The 26440-nt window shown below is 49.3% G+C and carries 44 protein-coding genes, 1 tRNA gene and 1 pseudogene; 26 read left to right on the forward strand and 20 right to left on the reverse strand.

Features of this window, described 5'->3' with window-relative positions; genetic code table 11:
* Positions 1 to 174: 174 nt before the first annotated feature.
* The 3 genes from ACD630_RS22200 to ACD630_RS22210 form a co-directional block, all read right to left on the reverse strand.
* Positions 175 to 1389 carry a helix-turn-helix domain-containing protein gene (locus tag ACD630_RS22200; RefSeq protein ID WP_430360668.1) on the reverse strand — a complete coding sequence of 405 codons (1215 nt, stop codon included), beginning with the start codon at positions 1387 to 1389 and terminating at the stop codon, positions 175 to 177.
* 11 nt (positions 1390 to 1400) lie between these two features.
* On the reverse strand, positions 1401 to 1580 hold the full coding sequence (locus tag ACD630_RS22205; RefSeq protein ID WP_291970025.1) for a hypothetical protein: 180 nt from the start codon (positions 1578 to 1580) through the stop codon (positions 1401 to 1403).
* A 120-nt stretch (positions 1581 to 1700) separates the two neighbouring features.
* Positions 1701 to 2561: a DNA cytosine methyltransferase gene (locus ACD630_RS22210; RefSeq protein WP_430361247.1), complete on the reverse strand. Its 861-nt coding sequence runs from the start codon at positions 2559 to 2561 to the stop codon at positions 1701 to 1703.
* Between the two features lie 187 nt (positions 2562 to 2748).
* Here ACD630_RS22210 and ACD630_RS22215 point away from each other — a divergent pair, with 187 nt between their 5' ends.
* Positions 2749 to 3183, forward strand: a complete 435-nt coding sequence (locus ACD630_RS22215; RefSeq protein WP_430360669.1) for a DUF1640 domain-containing protein — start codon at positions 2749 to 2751, stop codon at positions 3181 to 3183.
* Positions 3184 to 3249: 66 nt separating this feature from the next.
* Here ACD630_RS22215 and ACD630_RS22220 read toward each other — a convergent pair whose 3' ends face one another.
* The 9 genes from ACD630_RS22220 to ACD630_RS22260 all read right to left on the reverse strand — a co-directional run bounded on the left by ACD630_RS22220 (position 3250) and on the right by ACD630_RS22260 (position 6807).
* Positions 3250 to 3873 (reverse strand): lambda exonuclease family protein, encoded by a 624-nt coding sequence (locus tag ACD630_RS22220; RefSeq protein WP_430357727.1) that lies wholly within the window; start codon positions 3871 to 3873, stop codon positions 3250 to 3252.
* Positions 3857 to 4597 (reverse strand): recombinase RecT, encoded by a 741-nt coding sequence (locus ACD630_RS22225; RefSeq protein ID WP_430357726.1) that lies wholly within the window; start codon positions 4595 to 4597, stop codon positions 3857 to 3859. The genes ACD630_RS22220 and ACD630_RS22225 overlap by 17 nt, the downstream gene beginning before the upstream one ends.
* Complete coding sequence (locus tag ACD630_RS22230; protein ID WP_430357725.1) at positions 4594 to 4902, reverse strand: hypothetical protein; 309 nt, start codon at positions 4900 to 4902, stop codon at positions 4594 to 4596. The genes ACD630_RS22225 and ACD630_RS22230 overlap by 4 nt, the downstream gene beginning before the upstream one ends.
* Positions 4895 to 5080: a hypothetical protein gene (locus ACD630_RS22235; RefSeq protein WP_430357724.1), complete on the reverse strand. Its 186-nt coding sequence runs from the start codon at positions 5078 to 5080 to the stop codon at positions 4895 to 4897. Before ACD630_RS22235 ends, ACD630_RS22230 begins: the two co-directional genes overlap by 8 nt.
* 75 nt (positions 5081 to 5155) lie before the next feature.
* Positions 5156 to 5701 (reverse strand): hypothetical protein, encoded by a 546-nt coding sequence (locus ACD630_RS22240; protein WP_430360670.1) that lies wholly within the window; start codon positions 5699 to 5701, stop codon positions 5156 to 5158.
* A 107-nt stretch (positions 5702 to 5808) separates the two neighbouring features.
* Positions 5809 to 6045, reverse strand: a complete 237-nt coding sequence (locus ACD630_RS22245; protein WP_430357722.1) for a hypothetical protein — start codon at positions 6043 to 6045, stop codon at positions 5809 to 5811.
* Positions 6046 to 6074: 29 nt separating this feature from the next.
* On the reverse strand, positions 6075 to 6245 hold the full coding sequence (locus ACD630_RS22250) for a hypothetical protein (RefSeq protein WP_430357721.1): 171 nt from the start codon (positions 6243 to 6245) through the stop codon (positions 6075 to 6077).
* A complete protein-coding gene (locus tag ACD630_RS22255) occupies positions 6230 to 6520 on the reverse strand; it encodes a hypothetical protein (protein WP_430357720.1) in 291 nt (96 codons plus the stop codon). Before ACD630_RS22255 ends, ACD630_RS22250 begins: the two co-directional genes overlap by 16 nt.
* Before the next feature lie 11 nt (positions 6521 to 6531).
* A complete protein-coding gene (locus ACD630_RS22260; protein WP_430357719.1) occupies positions 6532 to 6807 on the reverse strand; it encodes a hypothetical protein in 276 nt (91 codons plus the stop codon).
* An 89-nt stretch (positions 6808 to 6896) separates the two neighbouring features.
* Here ACD630_RS22260 and ghoS point away from each other — a divergent pair, with 89 nt between their 5' ends.
* Positions 6897 to 7181 (forward strand): type V toxin-antitoxin system endoribonuclease antitoxin GhoS, encoded by a 285-nt coding sequence (gene ghoS / locus ACD630_RS22265; protein WP_430360671.1) that lies wholly within the window; start codon positions 6897 to 6899, stop codon positions 7179 to 7181.
* Here the strand turns inward: ghoS and ACD630_RS22270 are convergent.
* Both ACD630_RS22270 and ACD630_RS22275 read right to left on the reverse strand, forming a co-directional pair.
* Positions 7164 to 7475 carry a hypothetical protein gene (locus ACD630_RS22270; protein WP_430360672.1) on the reverse strand — a complete coding sequence of 104 codons (312 nt, stop codon included), beginning with the start codon at positions 7473 to 7475 and terminating at the stop codon, positions 7164 to 7166. The genes ghoS and ACD630_RS22270 overlap by 18 nt on opposite strands.
* Before the next feature lie 81 nt (positions 7476 to 7556).
* Positions 7557 to 7943 (reverse strand): antitermination protein, encoded by a 387-nt coding sequence (locus ACD630_RS22275; RefSeq protein WP_430360673.1) that lies wholly within the window; start codon positions 7941 to 7943, stop codon positions 7557 to 7559.
* A 306-nt stretch (positions 7944 to 8249) separates the two neighbouring features.
* Between ACD630_RS22275 and ACD630_RS22280 the strand changes: the two genes are divergently transcribed.
* Positions 8250 to 8768: a hypothetical protein gene (locus ACD630_RS22280; RefSeq protein WP_430360674.1), complete on the forward strand. Its 519-nt coding sequence runs from the start codon at positions 8250 to 8252 to the stop codon at positions 8766 to 8768.
* 156 nt (positions 8769 to 8924) lie between these two features.
* On the opposite strand, the gene ACD630_RS22285 is transcribed toward ACD630_RS22280, so the two are convergent.
* Positions 8925 to 9059, reverse strand: a complete 135-nt coding sequence (locus ACD630_RS22285; protein WP_430360675.1) for a hypothetical protein — start codon at positions 9057 to 9059, stop codon at positions 8925 to 8927.
* Between the two features lie 332 nt (positions 9060 to 9391).
* Positions 9392 to 9661: pseudogene (locus ACD630_RS22290) on the reverse strand (helix-turn-helix domain-containing protein); the annotation flags it as partial.
* Between the two features lie 104 nt (positions 9662 to 9765).
* On the opposite strand from ACD630_RS22290, the gene ACD630_RS22295 reads away from it, so the two are divergent.
* The 5 genes from ACD630_RS22295 to ACD630_RS22315 all read left to right on the forward strand — a co-directional run bounded on the left by ACD630_RS22295 (position 9766) and on the right by ACD630_RS22315 (position 13195).
* A complete protein-coding gene (locus ACD630_RS22295) occupies positions 9766 to 9972 on the forward strand; it encodes a Cro/CI family transcriptional regulator (protein WP_430360676.1) in 207 nt (68 codons plus the stop codon).
* Between the two features lie 196 nt (positions 9973 to 10168).
* On the forward strand, positions 10169 to 10486 hold the full coding sequence (locus ACD630_RS22300; protein ID WP_430360677.1) for a CII family transcriptional regulator: 318 nt from the start codon (positions 10169 to 10171) through the stop codon (positions 10484 to 10486).
* 11 nt (positions 10487 to 10497) lie between these two features.
* Positions 10498 to 11007 carry a class I SAM-dependent methyltransferase gene (locus ACD630_RS22305; protein ID WP_430360678.1) on the forward strand — a complete coding sequence of 170 codons (510 nt, stop codon included), beginning with the start codon at positions 10498 to 10500 and terminating at the stop codon, positions 11005 to 11007.
* Complete coding sequence (locus ACD630_RS22310) at positions 11004 to 11822, forward strand: replication protein (protein ID WP_430360679.1); 819 nt, start codon at positions 11004 to 11006, stop codon at positions 11820 to 11822. Before ACD630_RS22305 ends, ACD630_RS22310 begins: the two co-directional genes overlap by 4 nt.
* Complete coding sequence (locus ACD630_RS22315; RefSeq protein ID WP_430360680.1) at positions 11819 to 13195, forward strand: replicative DNA helicase; 1377 nt, start codon at positions 11819 to 11821, stop codon at positions 13193 to 13195. Before ACD630_RS22310 ends, ACD630_RS22315 begins: the two co-directional genes overlap by 4 nt.
* Positions 13196 to 13436: 241 nt before the next feature.
* Here the strand turns inward: ACD630_RS22315 and ACD630_RS22320 are convergent, their stop codons facing one another.
* The 3 genes from ACD630_RS22320 to ACD630_RS22330 form a co-directional block, all read right to left on the reverse strand.
* A complete protein-coding gene (locus ACD630_RS22320; RefSeq protein WP_430360681.1) occupies positions 13437 to 13571 on the reverse strand; it encodes a hypothetical protein in 135 nt (44 codons plus the stop codon).
* A 204-nt stretch (positions 13572 to 13775) separates the two neighbouring features.
* Entirely contained in the window at positions 13776 to 14309 is a 534-nt protein-coding gene (locus ACD630_RS22325) for a hypothetical protein (RefSeq protein WP_430360682.1), read from the reverse strand.
* 393 nt (positions 14310 to 14702) lie between these two features.
* The gene (locus tag ACD630_RS22330; protein WP_430360683.1) at positions 14703 to 15362 is read right to left on the reverse strand and encodes a DUF4145 domain-containing protein; all 660 of its coding nucleotides are present in this window, start codon (positions 15360 to 15362) and stop codon (positions 14703 to 14705) included.
* A 185-nt stretch (positions 15363 to 15547) separates the two neighbouring features.
* Between ACD630_RS22330 and ACD630_RS22335 the strand changes: the two genes are divergently transcribed.
* The 5 genes from ACD630_RS22335 to ACD630_RS22355 are packed head-to-tail and all read left to right on the forward strand — an operon-like array spanning position 15548 to position 17142.
* Positions 15548 to 15985, forward strand: a complete 438-nt coding sequence (locus ACD630_RS22335) for a recombination protein NinB (RefSeq protein WP_430359960.1) — start codon at positions 15548 to 15550, stop codon at positions 15983 to 15985.
* Positions 15982 to 16182, forward strand: a complete 201-nt coding sequence (locus ACD630_RS22340) for a hypothetical protein (protein ID WP_430360684.1) — start codon at positions 15982 to 15984, stop codon at positions 16180 to 16182. Before ACD630_RS22335 ends, ACD630_RS22340 begins: the two co-directional genes overlap by 4 nt.
* 2 nt (positions 16183 to 16184) lie before the next feature.
* The gene (locus ACD630_RS22345; protein WP_430358832.1) at positions 16185 to 16646 is read left to right on the forward strand and encodes a hypothetical protein; all 462 of its coding nucleotides are present in this window, start codon (positions 16185 to 16187) and stop codon (positions 16644 to 16646) included.
* Entirely contained in the window at positions 16643 to 16801 is a 159-nt protein-coding gene (locus tag ACD630_RS22350) for a helix-turn-helix domain-containing protein (RefSeq protein ID WP_430360685.1), read from the forward strand. The genes ACD630_RS22345 and ACD630_RS22350 overlap by 4 nt, the downstream gene beginning before the upstream one ends.
* Positions 16798 to 17142 carry an antiterminator Q family protein gene (locus ACD630_RS22355; RefSeq protein WP_430360686.1) on the forward strand — a complete coding sequence of 115 codons (345 nt, stop codon included), beginning with the start codon at positions 16798 to 16800 and terminating at the stop codon, positions 17140 to 17142. Before ACD630_RS22350 ends, ACD630_RS22355 begins: the two co-directional genes overlap by 4 nt.
* A gap of 2 nt (positions 17143 to 17144) precedes the next feature.
* On the opposite strand, the gene ACD630_RS22360 is transcribed toward ACD630_RS22355, so the two are convergent.
* A complete protein-coding gene (locus ACD630_RS22360) occupies positions 17145 to 17510 on the reverse strand; it encodes a hypothetical protein (protein WP_430360687.1) in 366 nt (121 codons plus the stop codon).
* Between the two features lie 335 nt (positions 17511 to 17845).
* Here ACD630_RS22360 and ACD630_RS22365 point away from each other — a divergent pair, with 335 nt between their 5' ends.
* The 13 genes from ACD630_RS22365 (at position 17846) to ACD630_RS22425 (ending at position 26435) form a co-directional block, all read left to right on the forward strand.
* Positions 17846 to 18592: a BRO-N domain-containing protein gene (locus tag ACD630_RS22365; protein ID WP_430360688.1), complete on the forward strand. Its 747-nt coding sequence runs from the start codon at positions 17846 to 17848 to the stop codon at positions 18590 to 18592.
* Between the two features lie 145 nt (positions 18593 to 18737).
* Positions 18738 to 18813: transfer RNA gene (locus tag ACD630_RS22370), tRNA-Phe, on the forward strand.
* A gap of 82 nt (positions 18814 to 18895) precedes the next feature.
* Positions 18896 to 19150, forward strand: coding sequence for a phage holin (locus ACD630_RS22375; RefSeq protein ID WP_430357700.1), 255 nt, complete (start codon positions 18896 to 18898; stop codon positions 19148 to 19150).
* Entirely contained in the window at positions 19150 to 19677 is a 528-nt protein-coding gene (locus ACD630_RS22380) for a lysozyme (protein WP_430360689.1), read from the forward strand. The genes ACD630_RS22375 and ACD630_RS22380 overlap by 1 nt, the downstream gene beginning before the upstream one ends.
* The gene (locus ACD630_RS22385) at positions 19674 to 20042 is read left to right on the forward strand and encodes a hypothetical protein (protein ID WP_430361322.1); all 369 of its coding nucleotides are present in this window, start codon (positions 19674 to 19676) and stop codon (positions 20040 to 20042) included. Before ACD630_RS22380 ends, ACD630_RS22385 begins: the two co-directional genes overlap by 4 nt.
* Positions 19972 to 20205 carry an Rz1-like lysis system protein LysC gene (lysC, locus tag ACD630_RS22390; RefSeq protein ID WP_430361248.1) on the forward strand — a complete coding sequence of 78 codons (234 nt, stop codon included), beginning with the start codon at positions 19972 to 19974 and terminating at the stop codon, positions 20203 to 20205. Before ACD630_RS22385 ends, lysC begins: the two co-directional genes overlap by 71 nt.
* Before the next feature lie 202 nt (positions 20206 to 20407).
* Complete coding sequence (locus ACD630_RS22395) at positions 20408 to 21004, forward strand: Rha family transcriptional regulator (protein WP_430360690.1); 597 nt, start codon at positions 20408 to 20410, stop codon at positions 21002 to 21004.
* Positions 21001 to 21213 (forward strand): hypothetical protein, encoded by a 213-nt coding sequence (locus tag ACD630_RS22400; RefSeq protein ID WP_430360691.1) that lies wholly within the window; start codon positions 21001 to 21003, stop codon positions 21211 to 21213. Before ACD630_RS22395 ends, ACD630_RS22400 begins: the two co-directional genes overlap by 4 nt.
* A 176-nt stretch (positions 21214 to 21389) precedes the next feature.
* Positions 21390 to 21932, forward strand: a complete 543-nt coding sequence (locus ACD630_RS22405) for a KilA-N domain-containing protein (protein WP_430360692.1) — start codon at positions 21390 to 21392, stop codon at positions 21930 to 21932.
* A 113-nt stretch (positions 21933 to 22045) separates the two neighbouring features.
* Positions 22046 to 22279 carry a DUF2560 family protein gene (locus ACD630_RS22410; RefSeq protein WP_291972560.1) on the forward strand — a complete coding sequence of 78 codons (234 nt, stop codon included), beginning with the start codon at positions 22046 to 22048 and terminating at the stop codon, positions 22277 to 22279.
* Between the two features lie 10 nt (positions 22280 to 22289).
* On the forward strand, positions 22290 to 22775 hold the full coding sequence (locus ACD630_RS22415) for a DNA-packaging protein (protein WP_430358780.1): 486 nt from the start codon (positions 22290 to 22292) through the stop codon (positions 22773 to 22775).
* Entirely contained in the window at positions 22753 to 24258 is a 1506-nt protein-coding gene (locus tag ACD630_RS22420) for a terminase large subunit domain-containing protein (protein WP_430358779.1), read from the forward strand. The genes ACD630_RS22415 and ACD630_RS22420 overlap by 23 nt, the downstream gene beginning before the upstream one ends.
* Positions 24258 to 26435 carry a portal protein gene (locus ACD630_RS22425; RefSeq protein WP_430358778.1) on the forward strand — a complete coding sequence of 726 codons (2178 nt, stop codon included), beginning with the start codon at positions 24258 to 24260 and terminating at the stop codon, positions 26433 to 26435. Before ACD630_RS22420 ends, ACD630_RS22425 begins: the two co-directional genes overlap by 1 nt.
* Positions 26436 to 26440 lie beyond the last annotated feature (5 nt).

The raw sequence follows: 26440 nt of genomic DNA on the forward strand, positions 1-26440 counted from the left end.
GATTAGTGGTTAATGGGGCTTTGTTGAATAAATAGATATTATGCTGCGTAGCCATAAAGGCTGCGGATTCCCTTGACGTAAAATCAGTATGTTAAATCCAGAGCGTGGTGATGCATCCCGGAGCGATCAGCATTTTAATCCCAAACAGGCGTGTCATAACAGCATGATCACCTATTATTCAACAATAGCTTTATTCATTCCAAACAAATTAATAACATTTTCAGAAATCCTGAAATCATCATCTGCTGGGCTTTTTTTCAATTTAATTCTTGATTCAAAATTAAGAACGGAACCTTCGGATAAATAACCCCGAGGTAAAGAACACAGGTCTTCAGCGTCAGTTTTTGAAAGACCAAGAATTTCAAGCAAACTCGCCTTTGTAAGCGTTGATGACTCAAAGAGCAGTTTTACACAACGAGGGAAAAGTCTCACAACTTCGGGTAATTTTAAATCATCCAATGGTTCCCCTTTTCTCCATCCACGTGCAGATATACTTTTATACAGACGCTGATACTCTAATGGAGAAATGACTTCCAAATCTCTTGCCCTTAATATCATTGCTTGAGCAGACATGCCCCATCGAGCCTTTAAGGAAACGAAGTTCTCAAGCGTCGGGAAAGGGGGTAATTCTGTTGAAAATGCTTCTTCTGGTAACATAAAATATGCAGCAAACTTATTTGCCTGTTCTTCGATAACTTTAAAATTAACAACATCCAACCGATTGATATAACGGTGCAATACAATATGACCTAGTTCATGCGCGGCATCAAATCGACTACGGTAATAATTATTTTTATCTGTCGCTAATATTATGTACGGTCTATTTTCTTTATTACTCCATTGAGAATAACCGTCCATCATGACACTGCCTTGCTCAAATCTAGAGCATATGACACCCGCATTTTCTATTACTAAAAGCAAGTCTGATACAGGAGCAATACCTAGCCCCCAAGCCTTGCGGCATTTTGATGCCATAATTTCAATAACTGAATCATCTATAGCCCGATAATCTGTCACATCCAAATGGGGGAGATTTACACTTGGAAAATCAAGATATTGTTGTAATTGCAATGAAATTTCCTGTAGCCATCCCATGTAAACTTCTGATGCACTGCATAAATCCTTGGCAGTATTGGCCAATGTTCTAAAAAAAACAGGAGTCTCTTCTTTTAGAATGGTCGGCTTAACAAACCAACTGATAGGGCAATTTAGTGCAGCCGCTAAAATAGACAAAGCTTCAGCATCAGGAGCATGGTTACCATTCTCCCACTTTGTTATTGTTGAAGGGGAACGCTCAACCAGGCGACCAAGGTTGATTTTTGATAACCCACGAGCTTCCCTGATTTGGGTAAGTCTCTCGGGTTGAAAGCCCGTAATTCCCACTCTCATATGACCACCCGTTAAGACCCTTCTTGCTCCTTCAACTGTTTTTTCAGCACAGGAATAACCAAGTCGGGTATAATTTGTTCATTAGCACTGTTATACATTCCCAAGAGATCAATTACTGACCAGTTAAAGGGGTTTCCTTTCAGATTTGTAAAGGCTTTGTTGAATAATAGGTAATCATGCGGTTTTTCCATGCCAGTTTTGGTTGAATATGCTTCATGGTGTTTACCTGTGTCGCTTTTCTCGGGTGACTATTGTACCGAAATATGTCAGTAAAAACCGTTGTAGAACCCCGGCGCGATCCCGGGGCGGGATTAGTGATTAGTGGCGTTGCAGGAACTGGTTAACGTTCGCCTGTTGCCATTTTTCGAGCGCATGGGTTCTCCTTGCGTCAATGAGGTGTATGACTCTATGAACGCTTTTGCCGCCTCCGCGTTGATAGCGTTTCCGTAGGCGCGCAGTCGTCCCACGCAGTTGGTAACCCCATAAGCCAGCGGGAATGCGCCGGGTTCAACTGGCCGCCACTTTTCATCCCGGCACAGGAGCCAGTCAGCCTCTCGCCAGAAGCCGTTAACCGCACTGGGGTTGTCAGCCACACTACGCGCCCCAGCAATGCATTGAGCTGCACATTCGGGCATTCCCTGCCATCCTTCCCGTCCCGCGTGGTCGGCGTAGGCCACCCAGTACGCCCGGTCGCGGATATGCGGGGCACCGACGCCCGCAGACGGAAACGGCACACACCCGAAGGCGTAGTCCACGGCTTCCAGGTCAGCCTGTACAAGGTCGAACCAGAGGTTTGCATGGCTGCTTGCAACCTGTTCACCAAAAACGTACTCAGGGCGGCACTGGCTGATGAGCCAGTGAAAAGCGGGCCAGAGATGCCGCTCGTCATAAAACCCGCCGCCCTTGCCTGCCGCGCTGAAAGGCTGGCAGGGGCAACTGCCCGTCCACACGGGTTTATCATCGGGCCATCCTGCTTTTCGCAGGGCATACGACCATACGCCGATCCCGGCAAAGAAATGGCATTGCGTGTAGTTTTGTAAGTCATCGGGAGTGACATCCTCAATCGAACGTTCATCAACATCGCCTGGCGCAATATGACCGGCGGCAATCAGGTTTCTCAGCCACTGTGCTGCATAAGGGTCAATTTCGTTGTAGTAAACTGCTGCCATCATCCAGTCACCATGTATCGAATCCGGCAGGGACAGCACGGGGTAATGATGTAGTTATCTGCTCTGGTTATTTTTGTCATAACAATTTCTCCATAATTAAACGGATGTGGTTATCAGAGGGCTAACGGGTAAAACTTTGCAGATTGGCGGTCAGATCGCTTACACTTGGCTTAATACAGGAGGATCCGCTATGGGCCAGGTTGCATTTGATACATTGCAGGCGTCAGAAGAGCTTCAAACCGCCGGGCTTACCAGTGAGCAGGCCAAGGCGATTTCGCTCGTCGTACGCAAGTCTCATGAGGTGGCGGATGTGGCTACCAAGCGTGACCTTGACGACGTTCGTAAGGAAATTGACGCCCGCTTCGATAAGGTTGACGCACGCTTCGAGAAAACTGAGGCGCAGATAGCAGATGTCCGCAAGGACCTGTCCGCAGAGATAGCCGATGTCCGTAAGGACCTGTCCGCAGAGATAGCAGATGTCCGTAAGGACCTGTCCGCAGAGATAGCAGATGTCCGTAAGGATATGACTGCCGGTTTTGATAAACTTGGCATGCAGATGACCATCCGACTTGGGCTAATGGTCGCCGCCGCTGTCAGCATCATTGCTGCCATTCTCAAAATGTGACGGTGTACTATACCCCTTGGGTCAGGCTGAACCTGATTGTGTACCCGCCCGACGACGTGCATGCACTCATGCTGCCACCCTGGATAATTTCCTGATAGCCTCAAGTTCGTTTTCAAGCTCAGCCAGAAACTGCCTTAACGCCTCCTCTATTTCAGCAACCCGTTTATCGTCCTGATGAATTCTCAACTGGTAATAGGCAAGGTCTGGCGGTAGCCTGTCGTCATAGCTGACAAAATCACACCATTTCCTGCCCGTACACATCATTTGGGCGTGCATCTGTAGGAGGTATTGGTTTTTCGGCTTACCGGTCTTGATGGTCTCTAAATGCGTCCATGTGTTGGGGCATTTTATTTCTATCAGGCCATCATTTCCGACCAGGCCATCAGGCGACGCCCCAAATCCTACGATCTCTGGATGGGGAATAAATCCCACTTCTGTAACTTCTGCGTCAAACTGGTTAAGCAGGTACATCTCCCGCGCCACCGGTTCAAGTTCAGTGCCGTGCTGCATGGCCGAGTTTGCGTAACTTTCTTCCACCTTTCCTGTTAGGCGCTGGCAGATAAGCTCTGCCATGTAGTTCTGGCGGCTGGCGGAATAGCCCGATTTGGTTTTTGCCATTACGTCAGACAGGCGACTGGCGGTCACGTTGCCACAACGGGCGGAAAACCATTCATCACTGCGCTGTTGCATGATCCACCTCGCTATATTCTGCATCGACGGGAATGCTTTTTTTGATGCGCTCCTTCTCTGCATTGCCGATAATCTGGCGCTCTTCGTGGGTCAGGTTTTTCCATGTTTCTGCGAAGACTTCCATGCTTAGCTGAGCCGCCTCTTCGCACCGGGCAATCAATGCCGGTCGGCGCTCGTCTGTTTGTTGTCCAACAACAACGCTTGCCGGGCTGCTTTCGATGATCCGCTCTGCTTCGTCGCTGTCGTAAATGCCAGCAAACCCAAATGCCATGCGGGCACACTGAATAAGTGACTTGTGGCGCAGCATACGGGTGGGGTGTGATTGCCACGGCTGGGTATTGCGCTTACACTCGCCCATGTATTCGGTGACTACAGTGGGGTGTTTGCGATCTTTGCGGTAAATCTTGCAGGTGCAAGCCCCCTCTTCCTTGTCGTAGCCGAATTCCATGCCGTCGAACTGCGGATGTTCGTTAATGATCCGCGCCCAACCATCTACACCAACAACCGGGACAATGCCGCCCTTATCAGGGAATGCGTAAATCTCTTTCGTCCACGGGTTAAGCCCGTACTGGTTGGCAACGATAAGTAGGGCGGTAAATTGCTCGTCCGTGACGTTACCCCCCTTGAACGCCGTATTCTTAAGGGTATTCATCAAGTCCGTACCGGGCTCCATCCCGAGACGCTCAGCCAGCTTCCCTGCCATTGTTGTTAATGCCGTGCTCATGCTGCATCCTCCGTGCTGTTCTGCCTGTTATAAATCCAAAAAGCCCGCTCAACCTTCACACGGTGGAAAATGGCGTCGAATACTCGCTGACTCTCGGCTTCCTGATAATCAACATCGCTATCTTCCATGTACTCACAGGCTAGCGATGTGTAAGCATCAGGGCAGTGTTTTCTAAGCGGTTCACGAAACCTTTCGATAGACTTCTCCGCCAATTGCTCAGCCTCTGCGTAACAGTCCTCTGTTATTTCAGGCGGCATTTCTTCCATGATTTTCCGAATAGCCTGTATCGTTGATGGATTAAGCATTGGGGTTCCCCTTCTGATTAACCGTTGCAATAAGCTGCCCGAATAACCGTTGCAGCCCGCTTTTGTTTTTGAAGCTCTGGCCCGTGACGATATTTGAGCGGTGATGTTCGATTGACCGAATCGGGTCAAATTTAATTTCAGGACGCACGATGGGGGCGCCCGCGATAGTAAGTTCCATCGTGGCTTTCCTTAATTTGGATTGATGTATTAATTGATGCCGAAAAATATCGCCGAGGGTTAAATATTCATCTCTTTATGACAGGTTAAACCGTAATTTCAGCAACGAAATGACATGACGATAAATTTCACCGTGCTTATTGTCGCAATGGCGCTTATTAACTGCCGATTCGAATTCTTCAATAGTTCCAGAGAAGCACCCGCGCCTAACAATGACACTGCCGTCTTTCTTCCTGAATGCGGTTAGTACTCCGTTTTCTGAGCCAATGGGGGATAGGGTGATCCAGTCCGCATCGCCGGACACCCGCGCATCGCCGTACACCCGCGCATTGCCGTACACCCGCGCATCGCTGTACACCCGCGCATCGCCGGACACCCGCGCATCGCCGTACACCCGCGCATTGCCGTACACCCGCGCATTGCCGTACACCAGCGCATTGCCGGACACCCGCGCATCGCCGTACACCCACGCATTGCCGTTCTGAGCCAGGTTCGATTCTTTTTTTACCCAGCCGCCTAATTCGCCAGCACGAACATTACCGAAGGCGATAAGCGCTTTAATGCGAAACAATTTGATGCCGAAAAACGCTTTCACTTCGGCAGTGAGTTCGAATTTTTTCATTTAAAATTCCCTGGATTCAGGCGTAAAAAAACCACCGTCCGATGGCGTTATTGAGTATGGGGGGGAGATTGCGGCGATAAGCGGATGATGGGAATGCTGAAAGTGTTTCAGTCATGGATACCCGTTAATTTTTTCACCTGCTTTTTAAGCCACTTATTTTCCTCCACCAGAAAGGCGATGGTTGATTTGTATACCAATGTTTCGTGGTCGTCATATGGGTGAGTATTGATGCTCATCAAATAACGTGAATCATTAATATTATTGCTGCCGTTGGTGACAGCGACCATGTCACCGAAATTAGGGTGATTGAAGGTCGTGATATAAGGTTTATTAAGTTGCATCATTCAATCCTCCGTTGGTTATCAAAATATTTTCACTTCTCCCAATCTTCTCGACATTCTTTGCAGCAGAAATTACCCTCGGTTGGCCCCTCGCAATTATAGCAGCGCCCGTTAACCGGTAATTCCTTCTCTCGATGATTGGTGCTCAGGTGTTGGCGAAAGGCTTCTTCGTTCTGGCCGGCTATATCTACATCATCTGCCATTTTTTATTAAATTCCCTGTACTCCTTTAAATCTTTCACATCAATGCATGGTATTAAGCCATTGGCGAAAACTATTTCACCATTAATAGTCTCGATAAAGCACCAGTTCTTAAATATACAGGGTGAAACATTATTGTTTATGTCATTCTCTATGGCTGTTGGAAAATCTACGACGTTTTTATCTAGCCATTCCAAGGCATCACACCACTCATCATAATCAGAAGGGGCAATTGGTTTTAAGCATGCTTTAATCGTGGTCCGATTTTCATTTTCCATAAATACATACCTCAATCGTTTAATAACTTCCGGGTATTGTCCGTGAGTTGTGCTTGATATTTCTCAAGCATCCTCGCGGCATAAGCGAGTGCGTCCTCACGGTCGGAGAGGTCACCGATGGCCTGTAGCAAGCCGTCGCTGCCTCGGATATAGACGCTGAAAAAGTCAGGGGTATCATTCTGTTGCATTAAATAGCCGCAGTCGTCTACAACGCCCGACAGGATGATATCAGTAACAATCGTCCCCGGCGCTATCAGGTGGTCGAATTCGTCAATGAGCTTTTGCATGCTGGTCTCCGTGTTAAGTGTCTGCTGTGGTGACCCTCTCAGGCGGCGAGGGTTTCCTCGCTTTCCACAGTCAAAATAAGGAATTAGATATGAGCAGCTACATAGCTAGGGTTGAAATTTCTGGCGGTGATGCGAATGAATACGAGCTTTTGCACGAAATGATGCGTGGCATAGGGTTCAGTAAAGAAATAATCGGAGAAAGTGGCAGGGTGAGTTCTTTACCCACGGGAACCTATGTAGCCAATCTCACACAACCTATTGAAGCGGTTAGAGATAGCATTCAGCGTGTGGCGTTGCAGGTTTCAGACGACAGCCCGCAAATTATCGTGTGCTCATTTGACCGCTGGTCGGGGTATTTAACAATCGCCCCCTGAGTTAGTTTCTGGAGCGCTCTGCATTGGTTCTGGGAATGGACTGACTGCCTGCAATCCCTGCCCTCCAACTGCCTCTGGCTTACCCTGTGGCGGCGTTGTTTGTCCGCCAATTTTGGTGTTTCCAACTTTAGTCGGTCGGTTAAAATAACCAATCTCATTGAAATTAATAAATGCATCAATGAGGGTTGTGGTGTTTTCCAATGCTGAAACATTCCCTAACTCAACATTTCCAAGGAACGGATAAAAGAATTCCCCCAACTTTCTGCGATACTCTTTCATGTCATCGTTTTGCATACTTACCTCGCTGTTACGTTAACTGACTTGCTGTGACCTGCTGGGGATATGACGACTTGCTGCAGGCAATAAGACCTCTCCTCAAACTTTACGAACACCCCACGATGTATGCGTCTGCCTTGCTCTGGCGGTAATGCCATACTCGGTTTTCGGCTTGCTGTACCAGATGCGATGGTTAAGACGCTTAACCCTGTCGTACTTTTCGGCGAAACGGTTAATTTGCTCTCTGAATCTAGCCAGTAAATTGAAATTAATTCGTGGCGCCCGTTTGCGCTTGAAGGCTAATTCGATTCGGTTAAGCGCTTTGCGTTTCTCTGGCTTCTGCCCCAATACCCTATCGATACGGGATGTCACCAGTTCACGCCGGATGGCTTCTGCCTTGCGTCTGGCATGACGGCGAATAGCGGCGTTGGTTTTGCTAACACAATTAACGGGATTAACGGATTTACGGTAAATGATAGTAGCCATGCTCCCCTCCAATAGATGGTTTTGGTGGTGTGGTGAACGGGTATAGTCCTGGTGTTGGCTATAATTTTTATTCAGCCCACCACACCCCAAAAACATCTGGGCAAAGGTTCGGCACGTTGTCGGTGCCTTCCGTAGAGCGCGAGGCTCGTTGTAAAAAGAGCGGTGAAAACAGAGCAGACTCATTAATCTGCTTTGGTTTAATGCCTGGTTTACTTCTCCACCTCAGGCGGCAGTGGTCCCTGCTATTTCCCAACAGACAGGAATGCGTTAATCTGGATATCCCCAACAGTCAGAAGAGAATTCAAAGTGATCGCTGAATTATCTGTGGCCATGGCTGCAATTCGTGAAACTGCGCAACTTGCCAAACTGATCAATGACGCCAAAACCGAGGCCGAAGTAAACGCGGCGGTTAGTGAGTTAAATTCAAAACTTGCGTCTATTCAGCGTGAATGCATATCTCTCGTTGAGCTCGTGGGCACTTACCAGGAAATGAATACATCTCTCAAAGCAAAAATTGCAGAGTTCGAAAACTTTAAAGTTCAGGCGGTAGATTATTCTCTGAATAAAGTTGATTCGGGTACGCTTGTTTATTCGAAGAATATTGTTTTGAGTGATGGTGAGACCGCGGTGAATGCCTGCCCACATTGTTTTCATCAAAATAAAATATCGATACTTCAGCTTGGCGTAACGACTACGGCGATGAGTGGATTTCATGTTCATTACTGCCCCGAATGTAAAAGTGACTTCAAGATGAATAAACTCCCTCCCAAGAAACCGACACAGGTTGCCGGATACGGATCCCGATTTAGCGGAGGTGGTCGATAAATTTGAGCAACCAGCTTGCTCTTACTACCAGTCTGGCATTGTGTTGGGGATACAGATTGTTAAAGAGCGAAGCGTCCAGTAGGGCGCTTTTTTGTTGTCTACTAAATCTGCCACAACCGCCGTCATGTTCCTGTGCCTCGGGCTGGCTACTTACGCTCAGGCAATCGGCGGGTAACTCGAGGTCTTGCCTGCCGGGGTATTGCCGTTGCGGGTTGCTGGTCCACCGTCTGCCTGTAGGCTGTCTGGTGGGGTGATGAGATAAATATAACCTTTTGTTATTTTCTTGGTCAACACTATTTGTTATTTATTTTATAACATTTAATTATATTTTTGATTTGCCAAAGAATTTAGGGGCATTTGGGGTCATGATGGAATGATGCGGGAAGGAAAAAGCAGGTGTGCAGGAGACAATGAACTTTCGAGTTTAGCCATGTTGCATTGTGTAATTAATTGATTTTAAGATTCTTTCTTGCTTCTATGATTTCTTCAAACAGTTGATCAACTTCATCCTTCCTTTCACTAATTTGACTTAAAAACATCTCTTTATCCCTTTTGGGTAGGCTAGAAAACATATCAAGAAGCCTTTCTTCTTCTCTACTCAAATTTCGAGTTTGAGCTGGTTTTATAGATTCAGACACCTCCGCAATTTTTTCTGCAAGCGTTGGGCTAAAGTCATTAACACATACACCTAACAATTTAGCAAATTTTGCCGCATTGCTCATATTCAAAGGATTTACTCCGTTTAAAAGTTGAGCTACACCGCTTTGCCTCATACCTAGCTCATGGGCTATAGACTCTTGTGAAAAGCCTAGCTCTTTTTTCTTTAACTCAAAAATGCTCTTGAGCCTCATCGCATCTTCAAGCTGTTCAGGACTTAATGTTTTCTTTTTCATATAAAAATGATATCACCAATTGGAATATCAAACAAAAACAGACGGTGTTGACTTATTAATAACAAAAAGTTATATTTCCATCGGAACAGCAAAGGAGTTATTTAATGAACCGCTTAACACTCAACCAATACGCGTCTTTACATGGGCAAAAGAAGGCAGCACAAGCATTAGGTATCCGCCAAGCCGCAATTTGCAAAGCATTAAAAACAGGAAGGCAGATAACAGTCACTGTGTACCCTAATGGCGAAGTTGAGGCTGAAGAAATCAAGCCGTTCCCGAACCAACGCCATCAGGCGAATTTCGCAGCCTAACCAGCAGTACCGCTCTACAACGGACACTCGTCCTACGGAAGCCACCGACAACGTGGCGAACGCAACATCCCACAGTAACAAACTCACTGTGACTGCCTCACGGCTTCGTCACGTCTGTTGATCACCAAAACACAGGTGCCGTGTCTCTACACGTGCATCCGATAACCTGTTTTTTTCAATAAGGAAAGTATCACAAATGGACATCACAAGTACACGCAAGAAAGCACGCCAGATTGAATCGCAGCTTCTAAGCAAGCTGGCGGTATTCGGTCAACGAAAGTTCGCTGATTTTCTGAACGTAGACGAATCCCAAGTAAGCCGGATGAAAGTCGCCAAAGGGAAGGAGAAGCACTCGTTTTTCGGGCTGATGAGTCTGGCTCTAGCGATTCTGGAGTGGGGAGTTAACAACGACGAGCTAGCGCATCTGGCCAAGCAAGTCGCACAGATTCTGACGCAAAAGAAAAAGCCAGCGGTGGCTGCCGATGGCTCTCAGCAATTCAATATGGACTTCTAACCGGAGTGATTATGTCACTACAGGAAGATTATGTAAATCAGGCAGGAGAAGCGCAGGTACTGGATATGTGCTGCGGCTCTCGCATGTTCTGGTTCGACAAGCAAGATAAACGAGCTGTGTTCACCGATATTCGCAGCGAGAACCACACGCTGTGCGATGGTAGAAAGTTGATTATCAGCCCTGACATCATCGCTGATTTCCGCAACCTGCCATTCCCCGACAACCATTTCCCGATTGTCGTTTTCGATCCGCCACATCTTGAGAGAATCGGTGAAAACGCATGGATGCGCAAGAAATACGGCGCACTGAATCGTGAGACATGGCGTGATGACATCCGCGCCGGTTTCGTTGAGGCGTTCCGTGTACTGCGCCCGCTGAGTGTGCTGATTTTCAAATGGAACGAAACTCAGATCCCAGTAAGCCAAGTTACGGCATTGACCGACGCGAAACCTATGATTGGCCAGCGCACAGGGAAGTCTGATAAGACTCACTGGATCATCTATCTCAAGGAGGGCGCATGAACACCTTTGCTGAGGTAATCAAATTCCCCGGACCTGAGCAGGGGCAACAGGAGCATCACGTGGCTGACACTGATGATGGCTTCATCATGCTGGCGATGGAGCTTTACGAAGAACTGATCGGCGCTAATCTGACACGCAATCAAGCCAAGGTGGCACACGCTGTATGCCGAAAGACATACGGCTTCAAGAAGAAAATGGATCGCATTGCTGACAGTCAATTAGCCGAGCTTTGCAGAATCAGCAGGCCAAAGGCCAACATTGCCAAAAATGAGCTTATCGCCATGAAAGTTCTGGTGAAAGACGGAAGCAAAATTGGCCCAAACAAAAACATATCAGAATGGGAGATCCCGGAGTGTTCCCAAATAGATAACATTGTTACCAAATCGGGAACAAAAAATGTTACCAAATTGGATACACCGAGTGTTACCAAAACGGAACACACAAAAGATATCTTTAAAGATAAAATAAATAATACCCCCTTACCCCCTACGGGTGAAAGTGTGAAGGGGGGTAAACCCTCTAAACGAAAATCAAACCCAATCAAATACGACGACTACCTGAACGCCTACAACGAAGCCGTGGGTGACAGACTGCCTCACGCTGTTGAAGCCAATGACGAGCGAAAACGGAAACTTGCTGCTCTGGTTAAATCTCTGGCTACGCCAAACCTGGACGGCTTCAAGTCTTACGTCAGGGCGTTTATGGCTGCTGCCAGGCCGTTCCACTTTGGCGACAACGATCGCGGCTGGGTGGCTAATTTTGATTACCTGCTTCAACGCAAGACCCTGACGAAAATCAGGGAGGGTACGCTATGAGACAGGATATCGAGGCCAGCGTGATTGGTGGTTTGCTGATCGGCGGTTTAACGCCAACGGCAACTGACGTTCTGGCAACGCTGGAGGCGGAAACCTTCGAGATCCCGATTTACAAACGAGCCTATGAGGTGATCCGTAAACAGGCTCGCACCAGAAACATGATTGATTCCCTGATGGTTGCCGAGGAATGTGGCGATGAGCATTTTGCCGACATCATGGAAACGGCGCGTAGCTGCCCCAGCGCCGCAAACTTGCGGGGCTATGCCGACACGGTGACTGAAATGTACCAGCGCCGGATGTTCGTTTCGGCTGTTGACGAGATGCGCGGGACAATCGGAAATTCATCGATTGAAGTGGCTACCGTGGCGATGGACGAACTTATCGGCAGACTGTCAGGCATTCGAAAGCCGAAGCAGGAAGTGAAGCCGGTTCGCCTTGGAGACATCATCTCCGAATACACCAACACGTTAGCGCGCCGCCTGAAAAACGGGGAAGAGTCCGACACGCTGAAAACAGGCATTGACGACTTGGACGCGATCACCGGGGGGATGAACGCTGAGGATTTAGTGATCGTCGCCGCTCGCCCCGGAATGGGGAAAACTGAACTGGCGCTTAAGGTTGCCGAAGGCGTGGCAAACCGGAAGTTACCCGGGGAGAACCAGCGGAGGGGCGTTCTGATTTTCAGCATGGAAATGAGTTCCCTACAGGTAGCTGAGCGTTCGATAGCCGGGGCAGGGCGGATGTCGGTAAGTCTGCTGCGTAACCCTTCAAACCTTGACGATGAGGGATGGGTGAGGATTGTTGACGGGATTAACCGACTGGCAGATCTTGACGTATGGGTCGTCGATGCTTGCCGCCTGACGGTGGAGGAAATCGTAGCCATTGCCAGGCGGCACAAACAGGAGCACCCAGCGCTATCGCTGATCATGGCAGACTATCTCGGGCTGATCGCCAAACCGAAAGCGGAGCGTAACGACCTTGCCATAGCCCATATCTCATGGAGCCTAAAGGCAATGGCCAAGACGCTGCGAACGCCAGTGATCGCGCTTGGTCAGCTATCACGAGACGTTGAGAAGCGACCTAACAAGCGCCCGACCAACGCCGATTTGCGTGACTCTGGCAGCCTTGAACAGGATGCCGACTCAATCATCATGCTCTACCGCGACGCGGTGTATAACGAGAATTCACCCGCCGCTCCATTCGCAGAAATCATCGTCACAAAAAACCGCTTTGGCTCACTCGGCACCGTCTATCAGCGATTCGTTAACGGTCATTTCATTGAGTGCGACCAGGACGAAGCGCGGGAGAAGTGCACGACAAGGCAGCAGACAGAAACCAGCGTACGCAGGTACGCAAAAGGCGCTGACGTCTAGGCAAACAAACAGGAGGAGTGATGAAAAGGTGCAGGAGCAACTAAAATATGCAGGAGTAACGAAAATATTCAGGTGGTGCCCATATCGGGAGGCATGCAGATCCTGCACACTATAATCAGTGAGTTACGATGAAATTGGTGGTACCTAAATCGATTGGGCAACTACCCAGGAATTTGAGGTAGTTCGAAATGCTGGGAATAGGGCACAAAAAACCCGGCGCGGGGCCGGGTGGGGATTATCTTTAGCAGGTCGGATAAGAGCGGAAATGCTGACGAACATTTTCGAGTTCACCGAAGCGAATGCGGCAGTAGCTGCGTACATACACTGGCTTGTCATGTTCGTAGATGAAATCGTCGCGATTTACATCATGAATCATCATGCTTTTCTCCTTTATCAGTTTTACACCCCTGTAAACCTGTCAGGGTTGTAATGGGTTGGGAGAACCGCTACCCTAAACATGTGTTAGATGAAATCGTCGCGATTTACATCATGTTCTGGTGTAGCGGTTGGGTTTACCCTCCATACACAGGGAATACTGCAAATATTCCCGCCAATATGAAGCCCTGCTGCAAACGGGGCTTTATTCTTTTATAGGGTCTTCTATCATAGCGAAAGACTCTATGATATTACTGATTCGCTTTGCTTCTTCCTTCGTTAGATTTCGCGGAAGATTGCCGATGGTAACAATAAGGTCACCGCGCAAAGGGATGGGGAGTTCGAATGTTTTAATGCCAACAATCTCTTCATCGCCTTGTTTCTTTTTCGGTGCCATTCTCTTCCGCCCCTTCTTTTGTGTAGTGATATCAGCTTGATGTGTAATACTGCCATCCTGATAGGCAATGAACTTATCAATAGCGCTCTGCATTCGGCTTTTGTAAGCCTGTAAAGAGGACTCAGATGGTTTAGCTTCTGCTGATTCAGCGTATGATGCAGCCATACTTGCTACGCTATACTCGCGGATGTCCCCGCCAGTAACGTTATCGCCAAGCGCTGAAAGAAGGCGAAGGGAAGAGTCGCGAAGATTCCTGGCTGTAGCATCATTAACGATATTCATGCTTGGTAGTTCTTCGAGGAAGTCTCTGAATGATTCGATGGTGTAGCTTTTGGTTTTCATAACAAAGCCTCGTACAGTCGATGAGGAAATAATAAACTGATCGAGATTGCAAATCAAGACCCGAGAAACCGATCGTCGAATTCTATCTTTTATCCCTTGAATTCACATCAAGTCTATCATCAGCCAATCACGCATTTCTGAGACCTACATCCCCTCACTTACACCGTAAACCACAGCAAGAAAACGGACAGCGCAGGTACGCCAAGGGCGCTAACGTCTAGGCAAACAAACAGGAGGAGTGATGAAAAGGGATACACGGAAAGCCGCTGAAAGAAGTTATGGGTTTTTAAAGCGAGGGCAATAGGAATGACAGCCTATCTAACAGAATGCATCGTGGGGCTGCTGGCAATGGCAGCCCTTTTGGTTTGGGGGGGTAAATTCCGGGGTGAATAATCATTGCTGTTCCCGAGCGTGTTTCTTCGCCTCAACCATCGCTGGGAGGGTAAACGCATAAAGCAGGAAGACTTCAGTGAATCCGATCATTTCTTCAGCTTCTTCCTGGGTAAATTCTTCATCGGAGTGGACAGCGCCGTTTGAATCAATTCGGACGATATGAGCCCAGTCTTTCATCTGTTCTGTGATTAACCCCTTGCCATGAAGCATGGATATTCTTTGTGAGAGTTTCTCTTTATTTGAATCTTCTCCGAGAATATTTCTGGTGGCAATGTCAATAACCTTTCTGCAAAGCATCACTGCTGTTTCAAAATTACCTCTTTGCAAATTGGTCTTTGATTCAACATAAAATCTTGCGGCTCTGTCTGGGGTATTGTCTGGAGCCCTATTAATTTCAATTTTAGGGTAAATTTCATAAAGTGAGTACGTGCTAGAAGGATCGGGTACCAAAATATTCTTTCTATTATTCCTCACTAAAAATAAAGGGCCATGACCCGTAGTGCTTTTGACGGCGGCTATTCCTGATTTATTGCAACTATTGCATACAAAGTGCACATCATAAATATCAGTAGTCCCCCTTTTTTGTTCATTTAAACCAATAAGAACTGCCTTTTCTCTTAAACAGTGAGGACAGGTTGTATTAAAGGAAAGCATACCCATGAATAAGTTAACTCCCTATTTGAATGATATATCCACGATATTGAGTAACGCGGACAGGCCAGAGGTGGCGTTGTTACAACGCTATGAGATAACTCATGGCGAGCAAAAAATCAACTTCATTCTATCACTTATTGGAAAGTTGATAGAGCAGGACAGAATGCTTCGCGCCAGAAGCGGAGGGTGACATGGATAAAACACGCTTCCTGCTGCGTGATGAACGAATACGAAAAAACCTGAAAGCCTTTATTGATTCCCTGCCCACCGACCCACACCGCCCTCTCGAAATTACCGTCAACGATGCTAAACGGACATTACCGCAGAACGACCTGTTCCATGCGTTATGCACCGATGTTTCGCGTCAGGTGGTGTGGGCCGATAAACCCCACTCGCTGCTGGACTGGAAGGCGCTGTTTGTCTCGGGACATGCCATCGCTACCGGCAGGCCGGGGGAGGTGGTGACGGGGCTGGAGGGGGAGTTTTGCAGCATCCGCGAGAGCACGGCTCAGATGGGCGTAAAGCGCATGAACAGTTTGATTGAGTATGCCCAGGCCTGGTCGGTCGGCAACGGCGTCAGGCGGCGGGAGGTGCGTTATTCCGGGGATTATTTTGGGAGAGTCGGATGAAGAAAACCAGTTTCAGGTACGACGGGTTAACCGGTGAAGAGGCGGAGCTACTCGTCAGGCACTACAAAGACAACGGCTATCGCGCTGCCAGGTCACTGAGCCGCGACCCCAAATATTGGGATGTCGTTGTCACCCTTCCCGAACAGCAGTACCTCAAACCAACACCACGCTCAATGCTCAACAAGATGTGGGGGTAGCTATGGCACTAAAACGCGATAAGCACGACGCGGTATTTTCTGAGCTTGTGCGCGAGAGAACTAACTGGCAGTGCGACTATTGCGGTAACTATTTTCACCACGACCACGGTAATCTCCATTGCTCCCACTTCAAGTCCCGCCGACACAAAGCGACCCGCTACCATCCCTTCAACGCCTTCGCACACTGCGCGGGCTGCCACCGTAAATTGGGTGAAGACCCGTATGAGTTCACGATGCACGCCAACATCACTTATGGGGAGATGGTCATTGACCGCGTGGCGCATCTGGCGGCAGTGCCGGTGCGGTTAAAGCCGTGGCAGATGGATGAGATTTATCAGCACATGAAAACTGAGCTCAAGCGACTGCGGGAATTACGCGCCGGCGGAAATATCTGGCGAATCGAGTTCACGCTACCACCCTGGTATCAGGAGGGCATTACTTATCGGATGGGGGAAGCGGCATGAGACAGCGTGTGCAACTGACGGCGGAAGATATTCCGCTTATCCGGACACTGTTGGCCTCCGGTATGCCAGTGGCGGAGGTGGCGAGGAAATTTGAGACCAGCAAGCAGCATATCTACAGCATCCGGAACGGCAAAAACTGGGGGGCGGTAAAATGAGAGATATTCGATACCTGTTGACGGCATGGGGAAATTGGAGCGGCTCACGCATTGGCACCGAGTACAAGGCAGCATGGCCCCTCGTCCCGGCCAGCAGCGATATCCGCCCCATGCTGTCTGATGAGGATGGGGAGGCAGTCGACCGGGCGGTAGGGCGGCTCAAGCACTTCGACCCGCTGGGCTACGATATCGTGGTGGCGTACTACAAAGGGAAGGCGTCGTGCAGGGCGATAGGCGAGGGCATGCAACCACACCGCCACCACTCTTATGTGAGCAAGGTACTCGAAAGGGCCGAAGCCTACGTTGCAGGCCGCGTGGCTGAACTTTTGGAGGCTGCTTGATGTTACACTGAGGCTACAAAGAAAGCCTTGATGATTAAAGAGGCTACTCCAGCAACAAGTGCGCTAAGCATCCAGCGGATGAGTTTTTGCTCGGAGCGAATGCCTGCCATTTCAAGTTGCAAATCTTTGCGCACTAAAGCGATTTGAGAATCTATCTTGGCGTCAGTTTTCTCGAAGCGAGCGTCCATATCTTTACGGACGTCAGCTATATCGCGCTTTACCTCTGCAATATCAGCCTTGGTAGCCACATCCGCCACCTCATGAGATTTGCGTACGACGAGCGAAATCGCCTTGGCCTGCTGACTGGTAAGCCCGGCGGTTTGAAGCTCTTCTGATGCTTGCAATGTATCAAATGCAACTTGGCCCATGGCGGATCCTCCTGTTTTAGGCTAAGTGTAACCCAGTAATCCTGTTGACGGAAGAATAACCCATGCGCTATAGTCAATCTGCACCTGCAAATTCAGGTGTCGGGATTAGCGTTCCGGATGACTAACAAGGCGCATAACACGCCTACAGCGTGTTTTTTTTATGCGTCAGTCCGCCATATCAGAATAATGGTGGGCTGGATGGGGGAGCCGCAAGGCTCGCCGGGTCCTTGTTAGCCGGTTACGCTAACTCCATCCAGCTCATCACCCTCTAGATTAGCGTCTCAAGGTGGTGATGTTCCTTAACTAACAAGGAAATCATTACTATGACAACCTTAATGTTCCGCAATACCGTTCTTGAAACCATCGCTCACAACGGGCAGATCTGGTTCACCTCTGCCGAGCTTGCTAAAGCGCTCAAGTATGCAGATCCAAAAGCAGTTTCCGGGCTTTATAACAGCAACGAAGACGAATTCGCAACAGGCATGTCATTGGTGGTCGAATCAACCACCGATGGAATAAACAATAGTTTACGTAAAATTAAGACCCGCATATTTTCCCTGCGCGGTGCACATCTCGTCGCCATGTTTGCCCGTACCCCTGTAGCCAAAGAGTTCCGCAAATGGGTGTTGGATATCCTCGACAGCAAAGTGGGCCAGCCTGTTCATCAGCCTGAGGCGCTAGAGTTGTTCACTGACGACGATACATCCCATCTTGCACGGCTTATCTGGGGCATGGCGAACGGCTTTCGATTCGAGCGCTCATGGAGCAATGCCATTTGGCACGCACTGCGCTATGCGGCGGGCGTCTCTTCCCCACAGCACTTTGGAGTGAGTCATATTCCTATCTTCGCGGAAGAGTGCCAACGCATTTACAGTTTCACTAATGCGCTGAAAGAAGTCATGTACGACGCTGAAAGGCAAGCTGTCCGGCGAGTTCTCAAGAATCGTGAGGATGCGGATGCCGTGGTATCAGAAATGAAGCAGTTACTTAATGAAACCAATCAATCGCACAATCTGTTGCTGACGAATACCTTAGCACGATGGCAACAAGCGGATATCCAGCAATTTCTACAACGCCATTGACGGAATGATGCTAAATGACTGATCAAACGATCAGTTAAATGCTTGACTGGCGCGCCGGCGCGCCACATAATACCCCCATGCTGCGGCAAAAGCGCGCAGGACATTAAGCCTCAACTCACTTTGGTGGTTGGGGCTTTTTGCATCTGGAACTCTGGCGTAGATGGTTCGCGCGGATGCCTGAAGAGCATCAGGAGATAGTTCGATTCTATCGGGTTCCACCACATTTAAGGCTGCGCTTATGCGTGGCTTTTTTATTTCCCCTTTCTATAACACACAGCGCCATCCCTGCCGGGAGGTGAGGGTATGACACGAATGAGCACTCTCTACAGCAGGCTTTCATACGGAAGCGGGACGGGCTTAATGGGCCTTGGCGCGTCTGCCAGAGCCTACGCCGCATCAACTACAGAGAGCGTATGGTTGCTTGCAGACAAAATGGCCGGGTTAACGCTCGGTGACTGGGCTATTATTGTCGGTATGGTCTGCACAATCGGCACTTTTGCTATCAACTGGTACTACCGCAGGAAGGAGTATCAGCTGAGGGAAAAAGGCGGTGCGTAATGTCAAAAGCAAGCAAACTCAGTGCGGCAATGCTGGCGCTCATCGCTGCTGGCGCGACTGCTCCCGTGATGATGGCGCAATTCCAGACTGAAAAAGAGGGGATGCGTATAAACGCTTATCCTGACGGCGGCGGCATCTGGACGATTTGCGGTGGCGTGACACGGGTAGATGGCAAGCCGGTAGTGAAGGGCATGAAGCTGACCGCCGGGCAGTGCGCAAAGATTGATGCCGCAGAACAGCAAAAGGCGCTCGATTGGGTGGATCGCAACGTTAAAGTGCCGCTCACTGAGACTCAGAAAGTCGGCATTGCCTCATTTTGTCCGTGGAATATCGGTCCCGGTAACTGCTTCACCTCAACGTTCTACCGCAAATTGAATGCCGGCGATCTCATTGGTGCCTGCAAAGAGATTAAGCGCTGGATTTGGGACGGAGGCAAAGATTGCCGTATCCGCGCCAATAACTGTTACGGGCAGATAGCGCGGCGTGACCAGGAGGCGGAATTATCGTGCTGGGGGCTGGGCGTATGAGGCTATATTTCTACGCCGCTCTCGTTGCTCTGCTGGCTACACTGTCATTTGGCGTCTACTACTACCACGACGCATACAGTGATAAAGCGAAAGACCTCGAAGCAGCAGAGCGGCAACAAAAGCAGGCCGAAACCATCGCTGGAAATGTGATCCAGTCGATGCGCATCTTCACCGCCATCACACAGGCCAATCACGATGAAAAACAGCAGATACAGCAGCGGTCGGAAAATACCGGGGTTTACATCCGTGAAAAATTATCGACTGATGAGTGTGCTAGTCGGCCTGTTCCTGATGATGTCGTTAACAAGCTGCGAGAGCACGCGGACAGAATACGTAACGGCACCCGTCGTGCCGATCCCCGCTGAACTTCTACAGGACTGCCCAGCGCCTGAAATCGCTCATCAAATGACATACGGCCAGAGCGTAGCGCTGAATGAAGAATTGCTGACCGTTATTGAGAAGTGTAACGCCGACAAGCGAAGCATTCGGGAAATCGAAGGATCCCGGAAGAATTTACCTGACAAGTAGCTGCGAAAGCAAACAATGGGGCTCGGTTAATCCGGGCTTTTTTTGTGTCTTGCAATATCCCCGCGCACCGAAAGCGCATCTAAAAACACCGAACCTGAACCTATGGAATGAGCCTTTGAGGGCGTCAGTTTGTGCTGGCGAGCCTTCGGTGGGCTGACGTTCTATTTCGGCAAAGGTTCATTTCATAGAAAAGGTAAACGCTATGACTACATCATTAGTTGTTTTATCCAGCCATGAAGCCCCGACCATGAGCAGTCTGGAAATGGTCGATTACATTAATGCAGAGCGGAAGCAAAAAGCCGAGCAGGAAGGCTTGACTTTTCCTTGCAAGAAGTATCGCAACCTTCAGCACAAGAGCTTCCTGGCTAAAGTGCCGAAAGTGTTAGGTGCAACGTCGGCAAAATTTTTTGCCGATGATATTTTCACCAGCGGAAACGGTGCCCAGTCCATTCGAAAAATTTACAACTTCCCCAAGCGCGAAGCCTGTCTGATGGCAATGAGCTACAGCTACGAGCTACAGGCTCAAGTGTTCGATCACATGACTGAACTTGAAGGAAGCAAGGATATCAACCTGCTCGACTTCTCCGGGCTAACCGAAATGACCATTCAGCAGATGACAAACCGCGTGGCTGCAGCTGAGAAATTCTCTTTCGAAGAGCACGGACAGACGGGTAGCACCCTGATGACCCGGCGGAAAAAAGAGAAGAAAGCCATAAAGAAAGCCGAGCAGTTGGTTAAAGACCTTATCCAGTTCAGGCTGTGTGATTTAGGTGATTTCCCCGATGGAGAGCCAGCATGACCCCCGTCAATTTCATCCACGCTAACGTGAAGTCAAAACTCATCAGTGATGGGTTTGATATTTCCGTGGCTCAGACATGCGCAAACAAAGCGGTAGATCACTACCGCTGTTCAAGCTCAGCATCAGGGAAGGGGAAGATGTTTGACGATTGCTTTCGCATGGCAAAGGCATGGGCGATGAAATACCAGCCGAAAACCAAAAATCGATAAGCCTCGTATCTCGCGGGGCTTTTTTTCGCCTGTAGTAAATCAAACCGTGCATTCGCGTGCACTTCACTAGAGAGCTTTCCGTAGTGTGAGTCTGAGGCAGGGCGGTGGATCACCTCGTTCCGCTCTCGGCTGCCCATGTCTACGCGAACAGGCTCGCACCACAGAAGGTAAATACGATGCAATATCCAACGGTAATAGTAAATGGCGTGTCTGTTCGTGTTGATGGCGAAGGGCGCTACAACCTGAACGATCTTCATGCCGCCGCCGTTCTTAACGGTGAGGCTAATGAGTCTCAGCGCCCGAGCCTTTTCATTCGTAGTGCTCAGGTAAAAAGGTTCATAAAGGCGCTTAAGGCCAAAGCGCAAAAAAGAGCTTTGGAACAAAATCAACCTCTTGGCATCGTGCGCGGCGGGAATAGCCCAGGCATCTGGGGTGTCGAGTTGCTGGCTATACGCTATGCGGCATGGATTAAGCCGGAGTTCGAGATCAATGTTTACGCAACTTTCAGAGAGGCCATGCTGAGCGGCATTAGCAACATGACCATGCTCAACCGCCTTGATGTACTTATAGCAACTGAGAAGCGGGAAGTAAGCGCTTGTGCTCGAACCATGAATAAGTGGGGCGTCGGCGGGCGCAAGGGCATGCTTTCGGACGCAAGGCAGAATCTGATTGACCAGATGGAGCCCGACATGGTGGCAATAATGCAGGGTGTCGCCTGAAGAAAGATACCAAATGACGAAATCCAGAGCATTCTCCCGACAGTGCTCGATATTTCAGTATGAACGCAGTATGGCTCATGGGATAGATAACCATTTTCAGAGGATTATTCTAAATGACCGCAATCACCGAATTAACAGACGTTCAGCAAATGAATCTTGAACTGCTGCGATTGGTTCAATCTGACACAGCAGCGGCAGAAAAGGCCATTGAATTTGTTGCTGGCGTTAAGCTGAATTACGAGCTGTTCAAAGACCAGTACACACTCGCAGCCGCCGAACAAACCCCGCTTGCTCGCACTGAAAAAGCTATCCGCGAGGCAAAAGAAGCGCTGACACTATTTGGATGAGGAAATGATTATGGCAGCGCCAAAGGGTAACCGATTCTGGGAGGCTCGTAGCAGTCATGGGCGCAACCCCAAGTTCGATTCGCCCGAGGCGCTATGGTCAGCCTGCTGTGAATACTTCGAGTGGGTAGAAGAGCACCCATTGTGGGAAATGAAGGCCTTCCCGTATCAAGGGGAAGTGACGCAGGAACCCATTGCAAAGATGCGAGCAATGACATTAACGGGTCTATGCCTGTTCCTGGATATTGCCGAAAGCACGTGGCAACTATATCGCGCTCGTGAAGATTTTATGGTGCTCACTACGCGAGCGGAGAAAGTCATCTACGACCAGAAATTCTCTGGCGCTGCTGCTGACCTGCTCAACGCAAACATCATTGCCCGAGACCTGGGCCTCAAAGAACAGTCGCAGGTTGAAGACGTGACACCTGATAAGGGAGATCGCGGCAAGCGGCTTTCCCGAATTCAGGAGCTTTTACGTGGCAAACGCAGCGACGATTGATATCGATGAGCTAACAGAAGACGAGCAGATAGAATTGCTCGAATTACTGGAAGAAGAAGAGAACTACCGCAAAACCCACCTGCTTTACGGGTTCACTCCATACAGCAGGCAAAGAGAATTTATCGACGCAGGGCATGATTACCCCGAGCGATGCTTTATGGCTGGCAACCAGTTGGGTAAATCTTATACCGGTGGTGCTGAGGTGGCCTTTCATCTCACCGGGCGCTATCCCGGCACTAAAGGATATCCAGATGACGGTAAATACGGCGAGGACTGGAAAGGTAAGCGCTTCTATGAGCCGGTTATGTTCTGGGTCGGTGGTGAGACTAACGAGACAGTAACGAAGACCACACAGCGCATTCTGTGTGGTCGTATCGAAGAGAATGATGAACCCGGCTACGGATCAATCCCGAAAGAGGACATCATTGGTTGGAAGAAGTCACCCTTCTTCCCGAACCTTGTCGATCACCTGCTTGTCAGGCACCACACTGCCGATGGTGTTGAAGATGGCATGTCTATCTGCTACTTCAAGCCGTACTCACAAGGTCGCACCCGTTGGCAAGGTGACACCATCCATGGGGTGTGGTTCGACGAAGAGCCGCCGTATGGCATTTATGGCGAAGGTCTCACGCGAACTAACAAGCACGGGCAATTCTCAATCCTGACATTCACCCCCTTGATGGGTATGTCTGACGTTGTAATCAAGTTCCTCAAAAATCCCAGCAAGGCGCAGAAGGTGGTCAACATGACCATTTATGACGCTGAACATTATTCTGATGAGCTGCGAGAGCAAATCATTGCTGGCTATCCAGAGCATGAGCGTGAAGCTCGTGCGCGTGGCATCCCGACGATGGGTAGCGGTCGCATCTTCCAGATACCGGAAGAGACGATTAAGTGCCAGCCGTTTGGATGCCCTGATCATTTCTATGTTATCGACGCGATGGATTTCGGATGGGATCACCCGCAAGCACAGATTCAACTCTGGTGGGACAAGGACGCGGACACAATATATGTCGCTCGCGTGTGGAAAGACAAAGAGAAAACAGCGGTTCAGGCATGGGGCGCTGTCAAATCATGGGCAAGTAAAATTCCCACGGCGTGGCCTCACGATGGCAATCAGCATGAGAAGGGCGGCGGTGAGCAACTTAAAGCTCAATATGCTGATGCCGGTTTCATGATGCTGCCTGAGCATGCAACGTGGCCCGATGGTGGTAACGCCGTTGAGCCAGGAATCACTGAACTGCGTGACATGATGCTCGATGGTAGGTTCAAAGTGTTCAATACCTGCGAGCCATTCTTTGAAGAGTTCCGCCTCTATCACCGCGATGAAAATGGAAAGATAGTCAAGATTAACGATGACGTTCTGTCTGCCGTTCGCTACGGCTACATGATGCGTCGCTTTGCCAGGCTGATGCGCGACATCAAGCAGCCGAAAGAGAAGAAAATCCCCGCACCAATCAAACCAATCCCACGGAGTAGGTAATGGCCGATAACAATACCCGGCTGAATGACATTCTCTGTCAATTTGACAGGGACTGGTGTTACAGCAAAGAGGCCAGAAACGAGGCGACAAACGATCTGTTCTTTAGTCGAGTGTCGCAGTGGGATGACTGGCTAAGTCAATACACGACATTGCAATATCGCGGGCAATTTGATGTTGTTCGCCCCGTTGTGCGTAAACTCGTTGCAGAAATGCGACAGAACCCAATTGATGTGCTGTTCAAGCCGAAAGACAATGCTAGCTCTGACGCCGCCGACATTCTGATGGGGATGTATCGCACCGATATGCGGCATAACACCGCGAAAATCAGCGTCAACATTGCCGTGCGTGAGCAAATTGAGGCGGGCGTAGGGGCGTGGCGTATCGTCACAGAGCACGAAGACCAGGACCCGACGAGCAATAATCAGATTATCCGCCGCGTTCCCATTCATGAGGCGTGCTCTCATGTGGTTTGGGACTGCAACAGCAAACAAATGGACAAATCTGACGCCAAACATTGCACGGTAATTTGTGCGATGAGTCAGGATGGGTGGAAAGCGTTTGCAGAAGAGCACGGGCTGGATGCTGAGAACATGCCGACATTCCAGTCGCCGGATAGCCATTACCTGTTTCCATGGATAACTAAATCGGTCTTCTATGTCGGTGAACACTACGAGGTAGAGGAAAAGAAGGAAACAGTATTCATCTATCAAGACCCACTGACAGGCGAACCAGTAAGCTATTTCAAGCGCGATATCAAGGATGTTATCGACGAACTGTCCGAGCGCGGCATGGTTAAAATCGGTGAGCGTAACGTCAAGCGTCGCCGTGTGTACAAAACCCTTCTGACGCTTACGGAAATACTGAAAGACCGGGAACTAAAAGCGGGTGAACATATCCCGATTGTTCCGGTATTCGGTGAGTGGGGATTCGTCGGCGATAAAGAAGTTTACGAGGGAGTTGTCAGACTGACAAAGGATGGTCAGCGCCTGCGCAACATGATTATGTCGTTTAACGCCGATATCGTAGCCCGGACACCGAAAAAGAAACCGATATTCTGGCCGGAGCAAATCGCAGGCTACGAATACATGTACGGCGGTAATGATGACTACCCGTACTATCTGATGAACCGCACTGACGAGAGTAACGGTGAGTTACCCGTACAGCCCATCGCATACATGGAAAACCCAGAGGTTCCGCAGGCCAACGCCTACATGCTGGAAGCTGCGACTAATTCAGTGAAAGAGGTCGCTAGCCTCGGTGTGGATGAGCAAGCGGCTAATGGACAAGTGGCATTCGATACGGTCAATCAGCTAAACCAGCGCGCCGATCTTGAAACGTATGTTTTTCTCGACAATTTGGCTACAGCGATGCGGCGAGACGGGGAGATATATTCATCCATCGTCAACGATATCTATGACGTACCGCGATCAGTATCAATGACGCTGGAGGATGGCAGCGAGAAAGACGTTCAACTGATGTCTCAGGTTGTTGACTATCAATCTGGTCAGGTCATCACACTCAATGATGTTCGCGGACGTTACGAGACGTACACGGATGTTGGCCCCTCCTTCCAGTCAATGAAGGAGCAGAACCGGAAGGAGATTCAGGCGTTACTTTCTTCTGTGCCGCAAGGCACACCAGAGTTCCAGATGTTGCTGCTGCAATATTTCACGCTACTTGACGGGAAAGGCGTCGAGATAATGCGCGAGTATGCAAACAAACAGTTGGTAATGATGGGCCTGAAACAGCCAGAGACACCAGAAGAGCAACAGATGGTCAAGGAAGCGCAACAACAACCGCAAGAGCCATCAGCTGAACAAATGCAGGCTCAGGGCGTATACCTGCAAGGTCAGGCTGAATTGCTCAAAGCGCAGAACCAACAGATGCAAATCCAGGTTGATGCAGCGAAGGTCGAAGGCCAGAACCAGCTTAACGCCGCCAGGGTTGCTGAAATCTTCAACAACATGGACCTGGATAAGCAAGCCGCATTCCGTGAGTTCCTGTCTCTCATGGGTAAATTCCAACAACAGAACAGCGATGACGCTCGCGCCAACGCTGAATTGCTTCTTAAAGGCACAGACCAGCAGCACAAGCAGAGGCTGGACGTGGCCAATCACCTGCAATCGCAGAGACAAAATACACCTTCCGGCAGCGTAGCCGAGAAATCACCTCAATAAGAGAG

Source organism: Symbiopectobacterium sp. RP, from assembly GCF_050472005.1.
Taxonomy (GTDB): domain Bacteria; phylum Pseudomonadota; class Gammaproteobacteria; order Enterobacterales; family Enterobacteriaceae; genus Symbiopectobacterium.